This window comes from Bizionia psychrotolerans (assembly GCF_001039595.1).
The window spans coordinates 1-19,307 of sequence record NZ_JNGS01000007.1 but is presented as its reverse complement, the minus strand read 5'-3'; the positions used below and the strand labels follow the sequence as shown (position 1 = coordinate 19,307).

The window sequence follows — 19,307 nt, the reverse complement described above, 5'->3', positions numbered from 1 at the left end:
AAGCATAACCAGTACACATGGTTTTTTTATCTTCTAGAAGCCTTTTAAACGTAGTTTTTAAATAGGCGTTATTCCATGTTACATACCCAAGACTATCGGATTTGTATTTTTTTTGTTTTCTAAAAATTTTATTTTGCTGATTCATATCGGCTGTTATATTTTGACAAACCCACGTATAAATAGCTCTGAATTTTTCAACTTCAGTTGGTAGTGAAGAAGTCAGCTTATGAGCTAAAAGCGGCAAATTATCCAAACTAGCGCCTTTATTTAGTTTGGCCATATAATCGGCTTGCTTAAAATTAACAGCTTTGAAATCTGATATTTGCGCATGTGAAATAGTACAGCTAATAACGAAAATTAAAAAATAACGGATTGACATACCTATTTGTTTCTCTTGGATTTGTACACTTTTTTTACGGCTACTTTTCCCATAACGATACATGTAACAGCGTCCATATTAACTTCCATTTCAATTTTAGGCGTGGCATTTTCATTATTAATAACAATGGTTTTGGAGCTATAACCTATAAAGCTAAAAACGAGAACATCTCCTTTTTTTAATTTTTCAGGAAATTCAAATTCACCATCAAAATTCGTTTGTGTCCCAATGGCTGTGTCTTTAAGAACAATGTTGGTGCCTGGTAGCGGTAAACCATTTTCATCTAAAACAGTTCCTTTTACACTAATGTCTTTTTCTTGAGAAAGCTCTTTTACCTCTGAATTGTTATTAGTTGTTTCGGTTTTTTTCTCTTGTGCTTGGCTAGCAGTGAAACTAAAAAAAGAAAGTAGTGCTAAACCTAAACCACCAATGAGATTGAGTCTTTTATTGGTTTTAGGAATTGGATTAAAAGATGTTAATTGAGAAGAATTAAATCTGCCACATGTATTTTGAGTATTTTTCAGTTTGAAATAATTGATAATAGCTTCAGATTTCATGTTGGTAAAATCAATGACTTCTTTTTCACAAGAATTACAGAATCCTCCTGCTTTTGTAGGTGAAAAGGTATTGTAATTTTCAGAACACGGTGTCTTAATACTGACGTTTAGTTTGTTTTTCATGATAGTTGTTTTATGATTATGATTCAAACCTAGCGGTTTATCAAGTATCTAGAAACAGCCAATGAGACAAACGTGTTTTTGAGTGCGTGAAACTTACGTTTTGGTTAGTGTACAAAAAAACCACTTCGGTTGGGAAGTGGTTTTCATTTTATATCAGTTTTTAAACCTTATTTCAAAAGCTCATAACTACGTTTAATGAAGTTGGTTAACTCTTCACCTTTCAATAAACCTTGAGAGAGTCGTGCTAAATCCAAACTCTGTGTAATTAAGCGTTCTTGCTTTTTCTTGGTTTTAGTTTCTAAAATTTCGCCTACTAAAGCGGAATTTGTATTCACCACCAAATTGTACATGTCTGGCATGCTACCAAACATTTGCATGCCGCCTCCACCTGTCTGCTGCATTTCCTTCATGCGTCGCATAAACTCGGGTTGCGTTATCATAAATGGTGTAGCATCACTATCCATAGCTTCTAACTGTACCGAAAATTTTTCCTGTGGAATGACTTCTTTTAATACGTTTTCTAAAGTTGTTTTTTCTTCATCTGACAATTTAGAAATGGTTTCATCCTCTTTCTTAATTAAATTATCAACATGATCAGCATCTACACGTGCAAAGCTGATGTTTTCTTTGCTAGATTCTAACTTCTGCATTAAATGCGAAATGATAGGCGAATCTAATAACAGCACCTCATAACCTTTGGCTTTAGCAGCTTCAATATAACTGTGTTGTGCATCTTGATTGGACGCATATAGAATAACTAACTTCCCATCTTTATCCGTTTGCTTGGCTTTAATGGCGTTGAATAATTCGTCGTAAGTAAAATATTTACCATCAACGGTTGGGTATAACGCAAACGCATCAGCTTTTTCGAAGAACTTCTCTTCAGAAAGCATTCCGTATTCAATCACGATTTTAATATCGTCCCATTTTTTCTCAAAATCCTCACGATTACTGTTGAAAAGGGATTTCAACTTATCAGCCACTTTACGTGTGATGTATGATGAAATTTTCTTCACAGCTCCATCCGCTTGTAAATAACTACGCGATACGTTTAATGGAATGTCTGGCGAATCAATTACACCACGTAACATGGTTAAAAATTCGGGTACAATTCCTTCTACATTATCGGTAACATACACCTGATTTTGGTACAGCTGAATTTTATCTTTTTGAACGTTTAAATCGTTTGTCATTTTTGGGAAATATAAAATTCCCGTTAAATTAAACGGATAATCTACATTTAAATGAATGTGAAATAACGGCTCCTCAAATTGTGCAGGATATAACTCGCGGTAAAAGCTGTTATAATCCGTTGCTTCCAAATCTGCTGGTAATTTAGTCCATGCTGGGTTTGGGTTGTTTATGATATTATCTACCGTAATTTGCTTGTGTGGTTCGGTTGTTTCCTTACCGTCTTTATCGGTTGTTGTTGCTGGTGTAAAGTCGGGATCGTTTACTTCTTTAGTTCCAAATTTAATTGGAATTGGCATAAACTTGTTATACTTCAGTAACAACTGACTGATCCTCGATTCTTCTAAAAACTCGGTAGAATCGTCTGCAATATGAAGTATAATTTCTGTTCCACGTGTTGTTTTATCTGAAGCTTCTAACGTGAATTCAGGTGAACCATCGCAAGTCCAATGTGCTGCTGGTTCATCTTTGTACGATTTGGTAATGATTTCCACCTTTTCAGCAACCATAAAGGCTGAATAAAAACCTAAACCGAAATGACCAATAATTCCAGAATCTTTAGCAGAATCTTTATACTTATCTAAAAACTCTTCAGCTCCAGAAAAAGCCACTTGGTTGATGTATTTTTCAACTTCGTCAGCTGTCATTCCTAAACCTTCATCAATAATGTGCAATTTCTTGCCTTCTTTATCAATTTTGACTTCAATTTTAGGGTTTCCGTATTCTACAGAAACTTCACCAATACTGGTTAAATGCTTTAATTTTAATGTCGCATCTGTACCATTACTAATCAATTCACGTAAAAATATTTCGTGATCACTGTATAAAAACTTTTTAATGAGCGGGAAGATATTCTCTACCGATACATTAATACTACCTTTTGCCATAATTTTATGTGTTTAAATTCCTGCGAAAGCTGGAATCTCATTTAATATTTAACTTATTTGAATTGTGTTAGTCAAAAAAAGTACCAACTGTTAAAACGTGACAAACTGACATTTTGAGAAATAAAAAATGCCATTCGTTTTGGGAATGGCATTTTACAATAGTTTTTTTAAACTTATTCTTTAATAGAAGTTTCAATTTTCTCGACCGTATTTTTATTCTTCACATACGTCTCCAACCATTCATCCTGTTCCCAAAGCATGTGTAAAATAGATTCTTTAGCAGAATATCCATGACTTTCCCTTGGTAACATCACCAAACGAACTGGTGCACCAAGTCCTTTCAACGCATTAAAATAACGCTCACTTTGTAAGGGATAGGTTCCTGAATTATTATCAGCTTCACCATGAATTAACAACAAAGGTGTTTTCATAGTATCAGCATGCATAAAAGGCGACATGTTATAATAAACTTCTGGCGCTTCCCAGTAATTACGTTCTTCACTTTGGAAACCAAAAGGTGTCAACGTTCTGTTATAAGCGCCACTTCTGGCAATTCCCGCAGCAAATAAATTGGAATGTGCTAATAAATTGGCTGTCATAAACGCACCATAACTGTGTCCACCAACGGCAACGCGATTTCTGTCAATATAACCTAAAGCGTCAACCGCATCAATAGCGGCTTTACCGTTTCCAACTAATTGTTTAATAAAGGTATCGTTTGGTTGCTCGTCACCTTCACCAATAATTGGGAAAGCGGCATCATCTAAAACCACATAACCTCTAGTTACCCAATAAATAGGTGAACCGTAATATGGATATGTAAATTCATTAGAACTGGATGTGTTTTGACTCGCACTGCTTTTATCTTTATATTCTCGAGGATAAGCCCATAAAATCATTGGGTATTTTTTACCTTTTTCATAATTGGTTGGCAAATATAACGTGCCTGATAATTCTAAACCGTCATCACGTTTGTATGTAATGACTTCTTTTTTAACATTTTGAATGCTTTTAAATGGGTTTTCAAACGAAGTTAAAGCGGTTAGACTATTTTTCTTTTTAATATTTCGGATGTAGTAATTCGGGAATTCGTTTTTCGATTCGATACGCACTAAAAACGTTCCATCTTTCGCATCTAAAGCCGAACTGATACTTTCTACTTTGTCGGTTAAAGTGGACTGATATAAACGTGTGGTTTTCTGCGTTTCCAGATTTATTTCATCAACAAAGGGAAATTTTCCAGCATCACTATAACCATCACCAATTAAATAGGCTTTGTTATTATTAACGTCTAAAACGTATTCATTAAAATTATTTTTAGTTGAAACAAAACTTCCTGGATTGCTGTACACATCTTGGTAATTTCTATCAAATAAAACCGTCGGTTCTTGATTTGGGTTGGATGGATTAAAAACATAGGTTCTAGTATTCCTCGTATTCCACCAATAATCATAAACAATGGCTACATTATCAGTTCCCCAAGTTATGCCACTAAAACGATCTTTCACTTTTAAAAGCGATGTTATTTTTCCTGTAAAAGGTGCATCTTGCTGAAAAACTTCATCACGAAAGGGCACCTCGTTTTCAGGATCACCACCATCTAAAACTTCAGCCCAATATAGGGTTGCAGGTTTGTCGTTCCGCCAGTTAAGGTCACGCATACCTGTGCGTTCCGCCATAAAACCTTGAGGTAAATCTTCAATTAATGGGACTTGGAGCATGCTTTTTACCAAATCGCCATTTGATTTATAAATAATCGTTTCTGAAGGAAAACGGGAATAAGGCACTAAATATGAAAACGGTTTGCTAATGGTTGTTATCATCACATAATTGCCATCTGGTGAAAAGGACATGCCAAGATACATATCAGCCGATTTCCAAAGACTTGATTTGCCATCAAGCGACACTTTAAATAATTCTGCTTGCGCTAATTGTTCAAAATTATACTCGTCATTAGGGTTCTTCAATAAATCTTGATAGGTTCGGTTTTGGGCTTTTACGCCAGCTTCACTCACGGAAACGGTTGGTCCTGTTGGAACTGCTTCTTTGGTGTTAATTAGTGCTTTTCGGTTTTTAGGAAGCATTTTTACTAAAAGCGCTTCGCTGTTTTTCATCCAAACAGCAGGATTTCCCATATTGGCATTCAATTCTGGAGCCGTTAATTTTTTGGCAGTTCCAGTAGAAATATTTAGAACCCATAATTCCGCTCCAGTTGAAACGGTATTGGTAAAGGTCATGTATTTTTGATTTGGCGACCATGAAAAATTAGCATAACGACCATTTTCTGGTAAGCCTGAAACCGCTTTTGGATTACCTTTTTTGTCATTTCTGACTTCTATATTGTTGTAATATCTTGTGCGACTTCCAATATTGGTAACTGGATTAATTCGTAAACCACCTAATCGCAATTCTGTTTCCGATAGCTCTTCAATAGTTTTATAAGCGCTTCTATATAGAAACACAATGTTTTCACCTTTACTATCCATACGAATGCTTGGTGTTAAAGGAGCTTCGGCTAAATCTAAAATATTTTGATGTGGTTTCTGATAGGTCAGATTTTCTTGAGAAAAGCCTGAAATAACAAATAAAAAGAGGAGTGAGTATACTAATGATTTCATATTGAATGGTTGTTTTTTGAAGCCTAAAGATACCAAAAACATTTTTGAAATAATCGAAACGTATTCAGCAGAATATATGGTTTGCTATGCGTGCATAACGAATGCGATTGGCTTTTGAAAACTCTTACTTTAGAAATGGTTAAATTGCACGCTGATTAATCACGAAATTTCTGCCTAATACGTATTAGGATTCGGAAATTAATAACAAATATTTTTCAATGTATAATTCTAAAATAATCGGTTTAGGTCATTATGTGCCTGATAATGTGGTAACTAATGGCGATTTGTCTAAATTGATGGACACCAATGATGCTTGGATTCAAGAACGAACAGGTATTAAAGAACGTCGTTGGGCTGTAAAAGGGTCTGATGATACGACTGCAACCATGGGTGTGAAAGCGGCAAAAGTGGCTATTGAACGTGCTGGAATTGATAAAGATGATATAGATTTTATTGTATTCGCAACCTTAAGTCCGGACATGTATTTTCCAGGTCCAGGTGTGCAAGTGCAACATGCTTTAGATATCAAAACCGTAGGTGCATTAGATGTCAGAAATCAATGTTCTGGTTTTGTATATGCCATTTCCGTTGCCGATAATTTCATAAAAACGGGAATGTATAAAAACATTCTGGTTATTGGTAGTGAATTACATTCTCATGGATTGGATTTAACCACACGTGGTCGTGGTGTTTCTGTTATTTTGGGGATGGGGCAGGAGCTGCTGTTTTAACACGTGAAGAAGATCCAAACAAAGGAATTTTATCCACGCATTTACATTCCCAAGGTGAACATGCCGAAGAATTAGTATTGATTGCACCAGGCATGGGTAAACGTTGGGTGAATGATATTTTAGCCGATAATGATCCAAATGATGAAAGTTATTTTCCGCATATGAATGGTCAGTTTGTTTTTAAAAATGCCGTTGTGCGTTTTAGTGAAGTCATTATGGAAGGTCTTCAGAAAAATAATTTACCTGTTGATGCCATTGATATGTTAATTCCGCATCAAGCGAATTTGCGTATTTCGCAATTCATTCAAAAGAAATTTAGTTTGTCAGACGATCAGGTATTTAATAATATTCAGAAGTATGGTAATACTACAGCTGCTTCTATTCCAATTGCTTTAACTGAAGCTTGGGAGAACGGAAAAATTAAAGAAGGCGATACTGTAGTTTTGGCTGCTTTTGGTAGTGGTTTTACTTGGGGAAGTGTGATTATTAAGTGGTAAATTCCTGCGAATCCCGATAGCTATCGGGAAGGAAACTCTGGATAGATTAGGGATTCAGCGTGGCTAATCTCAAAAGCAATAATTCTAAATAACACATAAAAAAACCTCGGAACTTAATTGCTTCGAGGTTTTTCTATCTTAAGCTCTTTTAATATTGAAACAACTTCAAATCCAGTTTTCTTACAGATATTATTGTTTTAAAGACTCCTGAATTTGGCCTATCGAAGATTTATCGTAAAATTTGAAATGAATATGCCGAAAAATTTTAGGCTGTTTGAGCAAGCAAAATTTTTTGAGTATTAAAAAAAATTCAATGCGAGTTTCTGAAATTTAGGCATCAAATGAAAAATTTAGATATAGGTTCGTAAGCCTAGACTTTTTTGTTTCATTTTTTTTTGGTAATGAAAAAAAGAAAGGACAAATAATTTTTAATAATATTCAAGAGTTTTAATCAAAATTCTAGATTAATAAAATTCGAAGCTAACCCATAAAAAAAACCCGAAACATCACTGCTTCGGGTTTTCTCCTATTAACCAATTTAACTAACACTAAACTATAAATTAAATAGTTCAAAAATTACTTAAAACTTATCACTTACTTATATAGACGTAAAAACCGTGATTTTATTTCACGACTTTTCATTTTTAACTATCATTTAACACAAAAAGCAAAAACCCAAGGCTTTTACACCTTGGGTTTTCTGTATTTAATAGTCAGACATTAACACTAACCATCAACTATTACGCAGACTATTAAATATTTGTTATTATCAGTATAGACGAGTACTTTTGAAAAACGTTACAGTTTAAAACAGTGTTTAACGCGAAATTAACAGCTATGAGTAAAAAAACATTAGTAATAGGTGCTTCCTTAAAACCGAATCGGTACTCCAACATTGCCATAAACCGCTTGGTAAATTATCAACATGATGTGGTGGCTTTTGGTTTACGTGCTGGAATAGTTGCAGGTGTTTCTATTGATACGGAATTAAAACCCTATTCAAATATTGATACGGTTACATTGTATTTGAATCCACAACGTCAAGTGGAGTACTACGACTATATTATTTCTTTAAAACCTGATCGCGTTATTTTCAACCCTGGAACGGAAAATCCAGACTTCTATAAATTATTGGATGCTGCAAATATTGAAAGCGAAGTGGCTTGCACGCTCGTTTTACTTTCTACGAATCAGTATTAAACCTAAATAGGTAAGTAGCCCGTTAACGATTAGAATTTCAAAACCAATTTTATAACCGTTAAATAATTCAGCAGAATACATATTAATAAAGTAAGATAGAATTGGGGCAATTACCGCAATAATCCACACATATTTGTCTTTCAATTCGGCTTTAGTTAAAATCCCGAAAGCGAACAATCCTAACAACGGACCATAAGTATAACCAGCTGCTTTAAATAATTCCCAGATAACAGACACGTCTTTAAATAAGGCGTCAAAAAGAATAATGACGGCTACTAAAACGACACTCACCATAATATGAACGCGTTTCCGAATCCCTTTTTGTTTGTCTTGTGGCTTTTTATCAAGTTCAATAATATCAATACAAAACGACGTCGTTAAGGAAGTTAATGCTGAATCTGCACTGGAATAAGCCGCAGCAATTAATCCGAGAATAAAAAATGCCGATGTTATAATTCCAATTTCAGGGAGCATGGCAATGGTTGGAAATAAATCATCCTTGGTTGCCGTTATACCATTTTGCTGGGCATATTGTGTGAGCATTAAACCTAATGCTAAAAATAAAATATTCACAAAAACGAGCACGATACTAAAAACGACCATATTTTTCTGGGCATCTTTTAAATTTCTACAAGTCAAGTTTTTCTGCATCATATCCTGATCCAAACCTGTCATGGTAATCGTGATAAACATACCAGCTAAAAAGCTTTTTATGAAGAATTGTGCGTCATTAGAATCGTCCAAAAAGAAAACCTTACTCATGGCATTGTCCTTCACATTCGTATAGATTTCAGACATACCGTTTAAATCTAAAGCGCTTGCTAAAAATGAAATGGTAACAACTACCGAAATCAACATAAAAAGCGTCTGCAAAGTATCCGTAAAAATAATAGTCTTTATACCGCCTTTAAAGGTGTACAACCAAATTAGTGCAATAGTAATGATAACCGTTACGGGAAAAGGCAAGCCTAAATTATCAAATACGAGTAGTTGCAATACTTTGGCAACCAAAAAGAGTCTGAAGGCAGCACCAACAGTACGTGAAATTAAAAAAGCTACCGAACCTGTTTTGTAACTCGTGTTTCCAAATCTGTCGCGTAAATACGTATAAATAGAGGTCAGGTTTAATCGGTAATATAAAGGCAATAACACATAAGCTATCACTAGATAACCAAAAAAGTAACCAAATACGACTTGCAAATAGCCAAATTGTTTGGTTTCCACAGCACCAGGAACAGAAATAAAGGTTACTCCAGATAGCGAAGCGCCAATCATTCCGAATGCAACCAAATACCAAGGCGCGGATTTATTCGCTTTAAAAAAAAGCATCGTTGGAATCCTCCTGACCTGTAAAATAGGAGATTAGAATTAATACAACAAAATAGGCGGCAATTAAAAGAATAATCTGCGTTGGGCTCATATAGCTATAAAATGTGGTGCCAAAATACAAATTACCATTGTATATGCAATTCTTAAATGTAAAATCGTAAATTCGCGGCTATGGAATTTTCATCGAAACTTTTAGAGAAATCAGTTAACGAAATGTCGCAACTACCAGGAATTGGTAAACGTACGGCATTGCGTTTGGTTTTGCACTTGTTGAATCAGCCTGAAAATCAAACGGTTCAGTTGGCTGATGCTTTAAAAACCATGCGTTCCGATATCAAGTTTTGTAAAAGTTGTCACAATATCAGTGATGTGGAAATATGCGAAATTTGCGCCAATCCAAATCGTTTAACGGATGTTATTTGCGTAGTAGAAGATATTCGTGACGTCATGGCTATTGAAAATACCAGTTCATTTAAAGGTTTATACCATGTTTTGGGTGGGAAAATTTCACCAATGGATGGTATAGGTCCACAAGATTTGAATATTCAAACTTTAGTTGAAAAAGTAAAAACAGGTGAAGTAAAAGAACTCATTTTCGCATTAGGTTCCACTATGGAAGGTGATACCACCAACTTTTATATTTACCGGCAAATTCAAGATTATAATGTCGTAACATCTACTATTGCTAGAGGAATTTCCGTAGGTAATGAATTGGAATATACTGATGAAATCACTCTTGGACGTAGTATTGTAAACCGAATTCCATTTGAAGCATCCCTAAAATCGTAAGTATTTGAAGTTATCTGTAATTATATTAAATTATAACGTTCGCTATTTTCTAGAGCTTTGTTTAAAAAGCGTAGAAAAGGCCATTGATGGTTTAGATGCTGAAATTATTGTGGTTGATAATCAATCGTCTGACACGAGTTGTGAGATGGTGAAAACCCTATTTCCAAATGTAAAATTAATTAAAAACCCGAATAACGATGGTTTTTCAAAAGGTAATAATTTAGGCGTAAAACAAGCTAAAGGTGAGTATTTGTGTATTCTAAATCCAGATACCATTGTTGCAGAAGACACGTTTAAAATTCTTTTGGATTTTGCCGAAAAACAAGATAATTTAGGGATTGTTGGCTGCCGATTAATGGATGGAACTGGGAAGTTTCTACCAGAAAGCAAACGTAATATTCCAAAACCAACCGTCGCCCTAAAAAAACTTTTAGGTAATCCGAATTCATATTATGCGAATCAAATTGGTGAATTTGAAACAGGAGAAGTCCCTATTTTTGTAGGTGCTTTTATGTTGCTTAAAAAAGAGGTGTACTTAAACGTAGGTGGTTTTGATGAAGACTATTTTATGTATGGTGAAGATATTGATTTATCCTACAAGGTCTTCAAAGCAGGATATAAAAATTATTATACTGGAAGCACGACTATTATCCATTATAAAGGGGAAAGCACGCTAAAAGATGTTAATTATGCCAAGCGTTTTTATGGTGCCATGCAAATTTTTTATAAAAAGCATTTTAAGAGCAATGCCCTGTTTAATGGTATTGTTTGGTTAGGTATTCGTGGCGCTTATCTCATGCGTTCAGAGCCGGAAGTGGTTAAATCTAAACGGCAATCTTATGTTGTAAAAACAGCAGAAAAATCACATATTTTAGAAACTATATTGGATAAACCAGTTTCTTTAGTGAAAGAAATAAGCTATTTGGATCCATTTTCAGAAGTTGTTTTTGATGCGAATACAAGTACATACAAAGATATTTTTCAACATATTACCGAATTGAAGGATTACGAAGGCGTTTCATTTAAAATTCTACCTAATAATTCCGACTTTATAATTGGAAGTAATAGTTCTAAAAATCGCGGTGAAATACAATTGTTAACAAAGAATTAATTCTTAAAACTGCAATGAATTTGATGATTTTTCATTAATTTTGCAGTCGAAATTAAAAAACATACGGTTTAGTTACAGATATGGCAAGATTTGAATTAAAACTCCCGAAAATGGGAGAGAGTGTAGCAGAAGCAACCATTACATCATGGTTAAAAGAAGTGGGTGATACTATTGAATCTGACGAAGCAGTTCTAGAAATTGCAACGGATAAAGTGGATAGTGAAGTGCCTAGTGAAGTAGATGGTGTTTTAGTTGAGGTTATGTTTAGCGTGGACGATGTGGTTCAAGTTGGACAAACCATTGCTATTATAGAAACAGAAGGCGGATCAACTTCAGTTGAAGCAGCGCCAAAATCGGAAGCTGTAACGGAATCTGCTCCAGTAGCGGAAGTAGCTAAAACAGTAACAGCTGCTCAAGAAGCTGCCGCTCCTGTGGCATCTTCAGATGATCGTTTTTATTCACCATTGGTAAAAAATATGGCGAAAGAAGAAGGCGTTTCACAAGGTGAATTAGATGCTATTTCTGGAACAGGTAAAGATGGTCGTGTCACGAAAAACGATATGCTTGCGTATTTAGAGAATCGTTCGGCAGCACCAAAAGCAGAGCCAACGCAACCAGCAGCGACCCCAAAACAATCAGAAAAACCTAAAGCAACACCAGTAATTGCTTCGGGTGATGATGAAATTATTGAAATGTCCAGAATGGGTAAATTGATTGCACATCACATGGTGGAATCCGTTCAAACATCAGCACATGTTCAAAGTTTTATTGAAGCCGATGTGACGAAAATATGGAACTGGCGTAAAAAGGTAAAAGATGGTTTTATGAAGCGTGAAGGTGAAAATTTAACCTTTACTCCAATTTTCATGGAAGCTATTGCCAAGGCGTTACGTGATTTCCCAATGATGAATATTTCTTTACAAGGCGATACCATTGTTAAAAAGAAACATATTAATTTAGGTATGGCAGCTGCTTTAGGTGATGGAAACTTAATTGTTCCAGTTATTAAAGATGCTGACCAGTTGAATTTAGTTGGTATGACCAAAAAGGTCAACGATTTAGCTAATAGAGCACGATTAAACCAACTTAAACCAGACGATATTCAAGGTGGAACATACACCGTTACGAATGTTGGAACCTTTGGTAGTATCATGGGAACACCAATTATCAATCAGCCGCAAGTAGGTATTTTAGCATTAGGTGCTATCAGAAAAGTACCAGCAGTTGTGGAAACACCTGAAGGCGATTTTATTGGTATCCGTTACAGAATGTTCTTATCCCATTCTTATGACCACAGAGTTGTAAATGGTGCATTAGGAGGCCAATTTGTAAAAGCCGTAAAAGATTATTTAGAGGCTTGGGATTCTAATCGCGAGATCTAAATTCCTGCGAACGTAGGAATCTCATCGAAATTTATCGATTTAAAATATATTAAATAAACAAAAAGCACAATCGGAAGATTGTGCTTTTTGTTTTGTTTTAGCTTCTATGCGTTTAGGGAATTTGCAATTTGTATAAGGGGATTTTACGATTGAAAAATTAGAAATTGATTCCGAATAATTCTTTTTAAGTTTTTTCTAAACTAAAACCCAACCTAACCCTATTAAAAATATAATAGCAACAAACCCATTATTAAACATATGTTGCCTGTCCCAATGATCTTTAGATTTTTTTGGACCATAAAGATATTCCTTAAAACTAAATTTTGGTTTCTTAAAAATTGTTCTCCAAATTGAACCGTAAATCCATCGAATGGTGCCTCCAATAGTATTTATTACCAAATGAAATATGGTATAAGCAACAAGCTCGTCAATCATAGATGTTTGTTCTTTTTCTTTCTAAAAATCAACTCAATCCAAACTCCAAACCAAAGCCTTTTCTTTAGTCGCTCTAAAAATAGTATTATGCTGCTCATTCGGTTCATCAGAATAGGTCCATGTCACATTTTTTGGCGCATTCGTTTCTAAAATTTTGGCGAGATTATTCGTGTGTTTGGATATATCTTCAACACCAGAACCTGCAAACCATAATTTTTTGGGTCCGTCTGGAAATTGACTCATATGATTTGTAGCTTCTTTTACCAAATTAAAATCGTTCCACCAAAGTGATGGATCCATAGCAATAAAGAAATCAAAAGCTTCCGGTTGTAACATAAATGTTTCCATCACAAAAAGCCCTGCTAACGATTCGCCAATAATTCCTTTTTTATGGGTTGTTCTGTATTTATTATTAATATCTGGAACTAATTCATCGGTTATAAACGCGCGGAAATTTTTGGCACCATCGGTTAATGGGCAATATTCGGCATCGGCTTCTACTTCAGAAAAACCTGTTAAATCACGACCTCTTTCGGTGTTTTCAATTCCGACTAAAATTATAGGTAGAATCTGTTTTTCGGCAATAAGCTTGGCAAGAGTATTGGCAATATGCGGAAAATCTTCTTTAATGCCACCATCTGGCATATATAAAACTGGAAAGGATTGTTCAGAAGTTTTATAAGTAGGCGGAACCCAAACATTTATGACGCGATCTTCATTAACAAAATTTGAGTTTAGTGTAAAATTATCATGTTCAGGAATTGGGTCATTATATTGCGGTGTGTTTTTACAACTCACGCTTACAAGAAGTAGCGCAATTAGATAAACTAGTTTATTCATTTTTAAATATTTTGGTGGTTTTCGTTAAGATTTTAAAGATAGAAATTTATCATTAAATTTCTATCTAATTAAGGTGTCTCTCGAACACCATTTAAAATCTCGGAATCTAATTCAGCAGAATCGGAATTAGCTTTGTGCAAAACAGAAATATCTCCAGTAGCCTCTAAAACAACAGCCAAAACTTGATTGAAATTCGTAACGTTGGCTTCGCGCAGTTTCGCGATTAATTGTGATTTTTGAATTCTGGAGTGTTTTAAATTAGCATCTAAAATCTGATTGCCTTTCATTAATAATAAGGGTTTATTAGAGATGGCTTGGTCTAAAGCTGGAAAGCGTCTTTGTAAAAACGAAAATATAAAAGTCAGAATCAATAAACTCGCAATAGCCATAGAGCCATGTGCAACTGTTGTGCTAGATGTTAATGTGGATGAAATGATACTACCTATGGCGACGGTAAAAGCAAAATCGTAAGCGGTGAATTTTGCGAACGATCGCAAACCAACAATTCGAGTTAGCACAATAACAACTATGAATATTAAGAAACTTGCTAAAAATGTAATTAAAATAGGGTCGTCAATTTTGTAAATCCAGTCCATAATACGTTGTTTATTGGTATGAAATGAAAATTACGTATTCTTGTTTTAATGAACGAACGTCATCACAAAACATATGAGCTTTATCAATAAATAAGAATCTTATGAAGAATTTAAACAACTTCTTCTTTGACAACCTTAATCTTCATTTTTCGTTTCCAGTAAATAATGTAAACGGTTCCTATCAGTGTTGGTAAAATCCAAGCAATTAAACTTTGAATGCCAATTCCAGCAATTATAAAAGCGGTTACAGACGCTATTAAAGCACCATTCATTTTAACAACATGTGCAATGAGCCAGCCATTTTTAGGGTTTTGCGAGTTTTTATAAAATTTAAAGTCTTTAATAGGAAGAAGTCCTCCAAATACGCCAAAAAACAAGAACAGAATACTCATGGTATTTCCTAGAACGATTAAATAAATACCAAATCCAATCATAAAAATTGAAAATATTAGCATGACGCCTGAAATGGTTTTATCAATCCAATCGGCTTGTGTTTTCGATTTAAAGGTCAGTGCTCTATTTCCAGCCAAAACCAGATAAATAGTGAACACACCAATAACGAATAGAAATAAATTTTCGTGATTTGGCATCCATGAAATCGGAATAGAAATTAGGGAACTGGTAATCATGCCTATTGAAAACAGTTTCCCGAATCGCTTATGGATTTTGCTCCCTTTTTTAACTAGCGTACTACCAATTCCTGTAATAAGTCCGATGCCGCCAAAAAAGGCGTGAATGTAAATAGCTGTGGTTATGATATCTTCCATTTGGTTGGTTTTTTTTTAATACGTTAAAAGTCATCAAATTATTCGCGTTTTAAAATTTTATGCAACTCAACTGTTATTTAATAATGATGAATTGTGTTATTGGTTGAAGTTCGACTATTATTTTTAAATAAAACAGATTCTTCTTTAAGGTTTATCAATTCCCAAAGGACTTTTTTTATATATTCTATTTATCTTTGCCCAAAATAGATAACATGAAATTGAATCTTACCAAACCCATTTGTTTTTTCGACTTGGAAACAACCGGAATCAGTATTACATCTGATAGGATTGTGGAAATCGCCATTCTTAAAGTGCACCCAAATGGCAAGGAAGAATCCACGCGTTGGTTGGTAAATCCTGAAATGCCTATTCCGCAAGAAGTGACCGCTATTCATGGTATTTCGGATGCTGATGTGGCAAGTGCACCTACGTTTAAGGAACTAGCGAAAGAAGTTTATAACATAATTAAAGATTCAGATTTAGGTGGTTTTAACTCGAATCGATTCGATATTCCACTTTTAGCTGAAGAAATGCTACGTGCTGATGTGGATTTCGATATGAAAAATCGCGTTTCTGTAGATGTACAAACTATTTTTCATAAAATGGAACAACGTACATTAAGTGCTGCTTATAAGTTTTATTGCAATGAAACTTTAGAAGGTGCTCACACGGCAGAAGCTGATACGAATGCAACCTATGAAGTTTTAAAAGCCCAAATTGAGAAATACGAAGATTTAGAAAATGATACTAAATTTTTAGCAGAATTCAGTTCACGTAAAAAGTTTGCGGATTTTGCTGGTTTCATTTCTTATAATAAACAAGGTGAAGAATGTTTCTCCTTCGGAAAGCATAAAGGCAAATTAGTAACCGAAATATTAGAACAAGAACCTGGATATTTTGGCTGGTTGCTTAATGCTGATTTTCCGTTATATACCAAAAAAGTATTGACGGCTATTAAGTTGCGTGAATTTAACACTAAAATTTAAGAAGAAAATAGAAAAGAGAGTCTAGAAAATAGACTGGATTATCAATAACCAAAAGAGTAGGAGTCTCGTTTCTAATAGTGAAGCGGTCTTTATTCTTTTATCTTTTAAGAATATGAAGCTCATTTGCATAGGTCGGAATTATACAGATCATATTAAAGAATTGGCAAACGAAAGGCCAACAGATCCTGTTGTCTTTTTAAAGCCTGATACAGCAATTTTGTTAAAAAAGCAGCCATTTTTTATACCAGATTTTTCAAATGATGTCCATCATGAGGTTGAAATTTTAGTTAAAATCAATAAAGTTGGGAAATATATTGATGAAAAGTTTGCTCATAAATATTATGATAAAATTGGTTTAGGAATTGACTTTACAGCACGCGATTTGCAAGTAAAACTCAAAGAAAAAGGATTGCCCTGGGAAAAAGCAAAAGCCTTTGATGGAGCTGCAGTTATAGGTGATTGGCTGCCAAAAACACAATTCGAAGACCTTAGTAATTTAAATTTTTCCTTGAAAAAGAATGATCAAATCGTTCAGGACGGAAATACCAGTCACATGCTCTGGAAAATTGATGCGTTAATAGAATATGTCTCAAAATATTTCACTTTAAAGATTGGAGATATTATATTTACAGGAACTCCAGCAGGTGTTGGACGCGTAGAACCAAACGATCAATTAACAGGATATATAGAAAATCAACAATTATTTTCAATAACAGTAAAATAAATGGAACAACATTATAAATTATTTCGAGTACGCGAACTAGCAGATGGCGATGAGGAATTTGTGGCTACATTAGCTGCCGCATTTCTGGAGGAGGTACCCGAAGATTTAGAGCATCTAAAAACTGCTGTTGCTAATAACGATTATTATTCAGCATATCAAGCAGCTCATAAAATGAAACCAACTGTAGACTTATTTGAATTAGGTGTATTAGAGGATTTAATTGAAGTCCAAGATTGGGGTAAATATGAAAAAACAGATTTTGATGTTTCAATCAAATTAGCAAGTGTGGTTGGAGCTGTAGAAAATACAGTTGCTGAAATCAAAGCAGATTTCAATTTATAATGCAAGCAGAAATTATTACCATTGGCGATGAAATTCTCATCGGACAAATAGTTGATACCAATTCCGCATTTATCAGTCAAGCGCTTAATAAAATTGGCGTTTCGGTATATCAAATAACATCTGTCCAAGATGATAAAACGCATATTCTAAAATCTCTTAAAGAAGCTGAAGAAAATGCAGATATCATCATCATTACTGGCGGTTTAGGTCCTACAAAAGATGATATCACGAAACGCACCATTTGCGATTATTTTCAAGATTCTCTCGTTCAAAGCGATGCGGTTTTAGATAATATCAAACACATCTGGAAAACCTACATTAAAAAACCATTAGCACAAGTTAATATAGATCAAGCCTTGGTACCTAGTAAAGCCCAAGTTTTGATGAATAAATATGGCAGTGCTCCAGGTATGTGGATGGAAAAAAACGGAAAAGTATTTATTTCACTTCCAGGCGTACCTTATGAAATGAAAGCGCTTATGAATGATGAAGTTATTCCGAAGCTTCGAAAAACGTATCAGTTTCCATATATTAAACATACTACAATTTTAACCTACGGTTTAGGTGAAAGCAATCTAGCAGAACGTATTGAAGCATGGGAAGATAATTTGCCCATTTTTATGAAATTGGCGTATTTGCCAGGATTAGGTCGCGTACGTTTACGATTATCGGCTAAAGCAGCTGATAAAAATCTGGTAGAAGCGGAAATGGAAACACAAATAAAAGCGTTACTGCCACAAATAAAAGATATATTCGTTGGCTTTGAAACCGATGAATCCATTGAAGCCGTAATAGGCAAACAATTAACAGCATTGAATAAAACCGTTTGTACAGCCGAAAGTTGCACTGGTGGTAGAATAGCGCAACTATTCACCAAAAATTCAGGTGCTTCAAAATATTTTAAAGGCAGTGTTGTGAGTTATGCTACCGAAGCTAAAATAGAAATATTGCAAGTTCCAGAAGCATTAATAAAAGAACATTCCGTTGTTAGCGCTTCAGTTGCAGAAGTTATGGCGAAAAAGGCGTTGCAATTATTTAAAACGGATTATGCCATTGCAACAACAGGAAATGCAGGACCTGATAAAGGCGATTCAGATGCGGAAGTAGGAACTGTTTTTATAGCCATTGCAACCAAAGATAGGGTATATTCGGAGAAATTTGAATTGGGCAATCACCGAACTAAAGTTATTATGAAAGCTGTAAATAAGGCGTTTGAAATGCTACAGAAAGAAATTTTAAAAAAGTAGCGATTTTAGTTTGTTGATATTATAAAGATTTACTAAATTTGCAGCCTGTTTTAAAACGTCTGTTTTGAAATAGTCGAAATAACACTTTTAAAGATAGAACAATGTCAAGAGTTTGTGAACTTACAGGAAAGAAAGCGATGGTTGGAAACAACGTGTCTCACGCAATGAACAAAACAAAGCGTAGATTTGATGCAAATCTAATTAAAAAACGTTTTTTACCTCCCAGAAGAAGATAAGTGGGTAACCTTAAAAGTTGCTACATCAACATTAAAGACTATTAACAAAATCGGAATTACTGCTGCGTTGAAAGAAGCAAAAGCAAAAGGATTTATTAAGTAATAGTCTGATTATAAAAATACAGTACAATGGCAAAGAAAGGTAACAGAATACAAGTAATACTAGAGTGCACAGAGCACAAAGAATCTGGACAACCAGGAACTTCAAGATATATTACAACTAAGAACAAAAAAAATACACCAGATAGAATGGAGATTAAGAAATTTAATCCTATTCTTAAGCGTATGACTGTTCATAAAGAAATTAAATAATTATAGCGTTTTCACTACTAGGTGAAAA

Annotated in this window: 16 protein-coding genes and 4 pseudogenes; 11 read left to right on the top strand and 9 right to left on the bottom strand. The window is 34.5% G+C overall.

The window, feature by feature from the left end; genetic code table 11:
* From GK51_RS00880 to GK51_RS00865, 4 genes and pseudogenes are all read right to left on the bottom strand, one after another.
* Nucleotides 1-379: pseudogene (locus GK51_RS00880) on the bottom strand (transglutaminase domain-containing protein); the annotation flags it as partial.
* Nucleotides 380-381: 2 nt separating this feature from the next.
* Entirely contained in the window at nucleotides 382-1,059 is a 678-nt protein-coding gene (locus GK51_RS00875; protein WP_048331077.1) for a carboxypeptidase-like regulatory domain-containing protein, read from the bottom strand.
* A gap of 167 nt (nucleotides 1,060-1,226) precedes the next feature.
* Nucleotides 1,227-3,137 carry a molecular chaperone HtpG gene (htpG, locus tag GK51_RS00870; protein WP_048331076.1) on the bottom strand — a complete coding sequence of 637 codons (1,911 nt, stop codon included), beginning with the start codon at nucleotides 3,135-3,137 and terminating at the stop codon, nucleotides 1,227-1,229.
* Between the two features lie 173 nt (nucleotides 3,138-3,310).
* Nucleotides 3,311-5,755: an alpha/beta hydrolase family protein gene (locus GK51_RS00865; RefSeq protein ID WP_048331081.1), complete on the bottom strand. Its 2,445-nt coding sequence runs from the start codon at nucleotides 5,753-5,755 to the stop codon at nucleotides 3,311-3,313.
* Between the two features lie 218 nt (nucleotides 5,756-5,973).
* Between GK51_RS00865 and GK51_RS00860 the strand changes: the two are divergent.
* Together GK51_RS00860 and GK51_RS00855 are read left to right on the top strand one after the other, a co-directional pair.
* Nucleotides 5,974-6,983: pseudogene (locus GK51_RS00860) on the top strand (3-oxoacyl-ACP synthase III family protein).
* Nucleotides 6,984-7,820: 837 nt separating this feature from the next.
* Nucleotides 7,821-8,183 carry a CoA-binding protein gene (locus GK51_RS00855; protein WP_048331079.1) on the top strand — a complete coding sequence of 121 codons (363 nt, stop codon included), beginning with the start codon at nucleotides 7,821-7,823 and terminating at the stop codon, nucleotides 8,181-8,183.
* Here the strand turns inward: GK51_RS00855 and GK51_RS00850 are convergent.
* Nucleotides 8,160-9,603: pseudogene (locus tag GK51_RS00850) on the bottom strand (sodium:solute symporter). The gene GK51_RS00855 and the pseudogene GK51_RS00850 overlap by 24 nt on opposite strands.
* Before the next feature lie 80 nt (nucleotides 9,604-9,683).
* Between GK51_RS00850 and recR the strand changes: the two are divergent.
* The 3 genes from recR to GK51_RS00835 all read left to right on the top strand — a co-directional run bounded on the left by recR (nucleotide 9,684) and on the right by GK51_RS00835 (nucleotide 12,794).
* Nucleotides 9,684-10,301 carry a recombination mediator RecR gene (gene recR / locus GK51_RS00845; protein WP_048331075.1) on the top strand — a complete coding sequence of 206 codons (618 nt, stop codon included), beginning with the start codon at nucleotides 9,684-9,686 and terminating at the stop codon, nucleotides 10,299-10,301.
* Between the two features lie 4 nt (nucleotides 10,302-10,305).
* A complete protein-coding gene (locus GK51_RS00840) occupies nucleotides 10,306-11,412 on the top strand; it encodes a glycosyltransferase family 2 protein (protein WP_048331073.1) in 1,107 nt (368 codons plus the stop codon).
* A gap of 80 nt (nucleotides 11,413-11,492) precedes the next feature.
* Nucleotides 11,493-12,794: a dihydrolipoamide acetyltransferase family protein gene (locus GK51_RS00835; RefSeq protein ID WP_048331071.1), complete on the top strand. Its 1,302-nt coding sequence runs from the start codon at nucleotides 11,493-11,495 to the stop codon at nucleotides 12,792-12,794.
* A gap of 195 nt (nucleotides 12,795-12,989) precedes the next feature.
* On the opposite strand, the gene GK51_RS00830 is transcribed toward GK51_RS00835, so the two are convergent.
* The 4 genes from GK51_RS00830 to GK51_RS00815 form a co-directional block, all read right to left on the bottom strand.
* Nucleotides 12,990-13,229, bottom strand: a complete 240-nt coding sequence (locus GK51_RS00830; RefSeq protein WP_048331070.1) for a hypothetical protein — start codon at nucleotides 13,227-13,229, stop codon at nucleotides 12,990-12,992.
* A gap of 33 nt (nucleotides 13,230-13,262) precedes the next feature.
* On the bottom strand, nucleotides 13,263-14,069 hold the full coding sequence (locus GK51_RS00825; protein WP_048331069.1) for an alpha/beta hydrolase: 807 nt from the start codon (nucleotides 14,067-14,069) through the stop codon (nucleotides 13,263-13,265).
* Nucleotides 14,070-14,137: 68 nt separating this feature from the next.
* On the bottom strand, nucleotides 14,138-14,665 hold the full coding sequence (locus tag GK51_RS00820; protein ID WP_048331067.1) for a DUF421 domain-containing protein: 528 nt from the start codon (nucleotides 14,663-14,665) through the stop codon (nucleotides 14,138-14,140).
* 110 nt (nucleotides 14,666-14,775) lie between these two features.
* Nucleotides 14,776-15,432 (bottom strand): hypothetical protein, encoded by a 657-nt coding sequence (locus GK51_RS00815; RefSeq protein ID WP_048331065.1) that lies wholly within the window; start codon nucleotides 15,430-15,432, stop codon nucleotides 14,776-14,778.
* Between the two features lie 212 nt (nucleotides 15,433-15,644).
* Between GK51_RS00815 and GK51_RS00810 the strand changes: the two genes are divergently transcribed.
* From GK51_RS00810 to rpmG, 6 genes and pseudogenes are all read left to right on the top strand, one after another.
* Nucleotides 15,645-16,418 (top strand): 3'-5' exonuclease, encoded by a 774-nt coding sequence (locus GK51_RS00810; protein ID WP_048331063.1) that lies wholly within the window; start codon nucleotides 15,645-15,647, stop codon nucleotides 16,416-16,418.
* Between the two features lie 112 nt (nucleotides 16,419-16,530).
* The gene (locus tag GK51_RS00805) at nucleotides 16,531-17,142 is read left to right on the top strand and encodes a fumarylacetoacetate hydrolase family protein (protein WP_048331060.1); all 612 of its coding nucleotides are present in this window, start codon (nucleotides 16,531-16,533) and stop codon (nucleotides 17,140-17,142) included.
* Nucleotides 17,143-17,484, top strand: a complete 342-nt coding sequence (locus GK51_RS00800) for an Hpt domain-containing protein (RefSeq protein ID WP_048331059.1) — start codon at nucleotides 17,143-17,145, stop codon at nucleotides 17,482-17,484. It abuts the gene before it with no gap.
* Complete coding sequence (locus tag GK51_RS00795) at nucleotides 17,484-18,731, top strand: competence/damage-inducible protein A (RefSeq protein WP_048331058.1); 1,248 nt, start codon at nucleotides 17,484-17,486, stop codon at nucleotides 18,729-18,731. Before GK51_RS00800 ends, GK51_RS00795 begins: the two co-directional genes overlap by 1 nt.
* Nucleotides 18,732-18,832: 101 nt before the next feature.
* Nucleotides 18,833-19,070: pseudogene (gene rpmB / locus GK51_RS02520) on the top strand (50S ribosomal protein L28).
* 26 nt (nucleotides 19,071-19,096) lie between these two features.
* On the top strand, nucleotides 19,097-19,279 hold the full coding sequence (rpmG, locus tag GK51_RS00790; protein WP_007648529.1) for a 50S ribosomal protein L33: 183 nt from the start codon (nucleotides 19,097-19,099) through the stop codon (nucleotides 19,277-19,279).
* Nucleotides 19,280-19,307: the final 28 nt, after the last annotated feature.

Coding starts and splice junctions, on each gene's coding strand:
- GK51_RS00875 (WP_048331077.1), bottom strand. CDS start 1,059: ATGAAAAACAAACTAAACGTCAGTATTAAGACACCGTGTTCTGAAAAT.
- htpG (WP_048331076.1), bottom strand. CDS start 3,137: ATGGCAAAAGGTAGTATTAATGTATCGGTAGAGAATATCTTCCCGCTC.
- GK51_RS00865 (WP_048331081.1), bottom strand. CDS start 5,755: ATGAAATCATTAGTATACTCACTCCTCTTTTTATTTGTTATTTCAGGC.
- GK51_RS00855 (WP_048331079.1), top strand. CDS start 7,821: ATGAGTAAAAAAACATTAGTAATAGGTGCTTCCTTAAAACCGAATCGG.
- recR (WP_048331075.1), top strand. CDS start 9,684: ATGGAATTTTCATCGAAACTTTTAGAGAAATCAGTTAACGAAATGTCG.
- GK51_RS00835 (WP_048331071.1), top strand. CDS start 11,493: ATGGCAAGATTTGAATTAAAACTCCCGAAAATGGGAGAGAGTGTAGCA.
- GK51_RS00830 (WP_048331070.1), bottom strand. CDS start 13,229: ATGATTGACGAGCTTGTTGCTTATACCATATTTCATTTGGTAATAAAT.
- GK51_RS00825 (WP_048331069.1), bottom strand. CDS start 14,069: ATGAATAAACTAGTTTATCTAATTGCGCTACTTCTTGTAAGCGTGAGT.
- GK51_RS00820 (WP_048331067.1), bottom strand. CDS start 14,665: ATGGACTGGATTTACAAAATTGACGACCCTATTTTAATTACATTTTTA.
- GK51_RS00815 (WP_048331065.1), bottom strand. CDS start 15,432: ATGGAAGATATCATAACCACAGCTATTTACATTCACGCCTTTTTTGGC.
- GK51_RS00810 (WP_048331063.1), top strand. CDS start 15,645: ATGAAATTGAATCTTACCAAACCCATTTGTTTTTTCGACTTGGAAACA.
- GK51_RS00805 (WP_048331060.1), top strand. CDS start 16,531: ATGAAGCTCATTTGCATAGGTCGGAATTATACAGATCATATTAAAGAA.
- GK51_RS00800 (WP_048331059.1), top strand. CDS start 17,143: ATGGAACAACATTATAAATTATTTCGAGTACGCGAACTAGCAGATGGC.
- GK51_RS00795 (WP_048331058.1), top strand. CDS start 17,484: ATGCAAGCAGAAATTATTACCATTGGCGATGAAATTCTCATCGGACAA.
- rpmG (WP_007648529.1), top strand. CDS start 19,097: ATGGCAAAGAAAGGTAACAGAATACAAGTAATACTAGAGTGCACAGAG.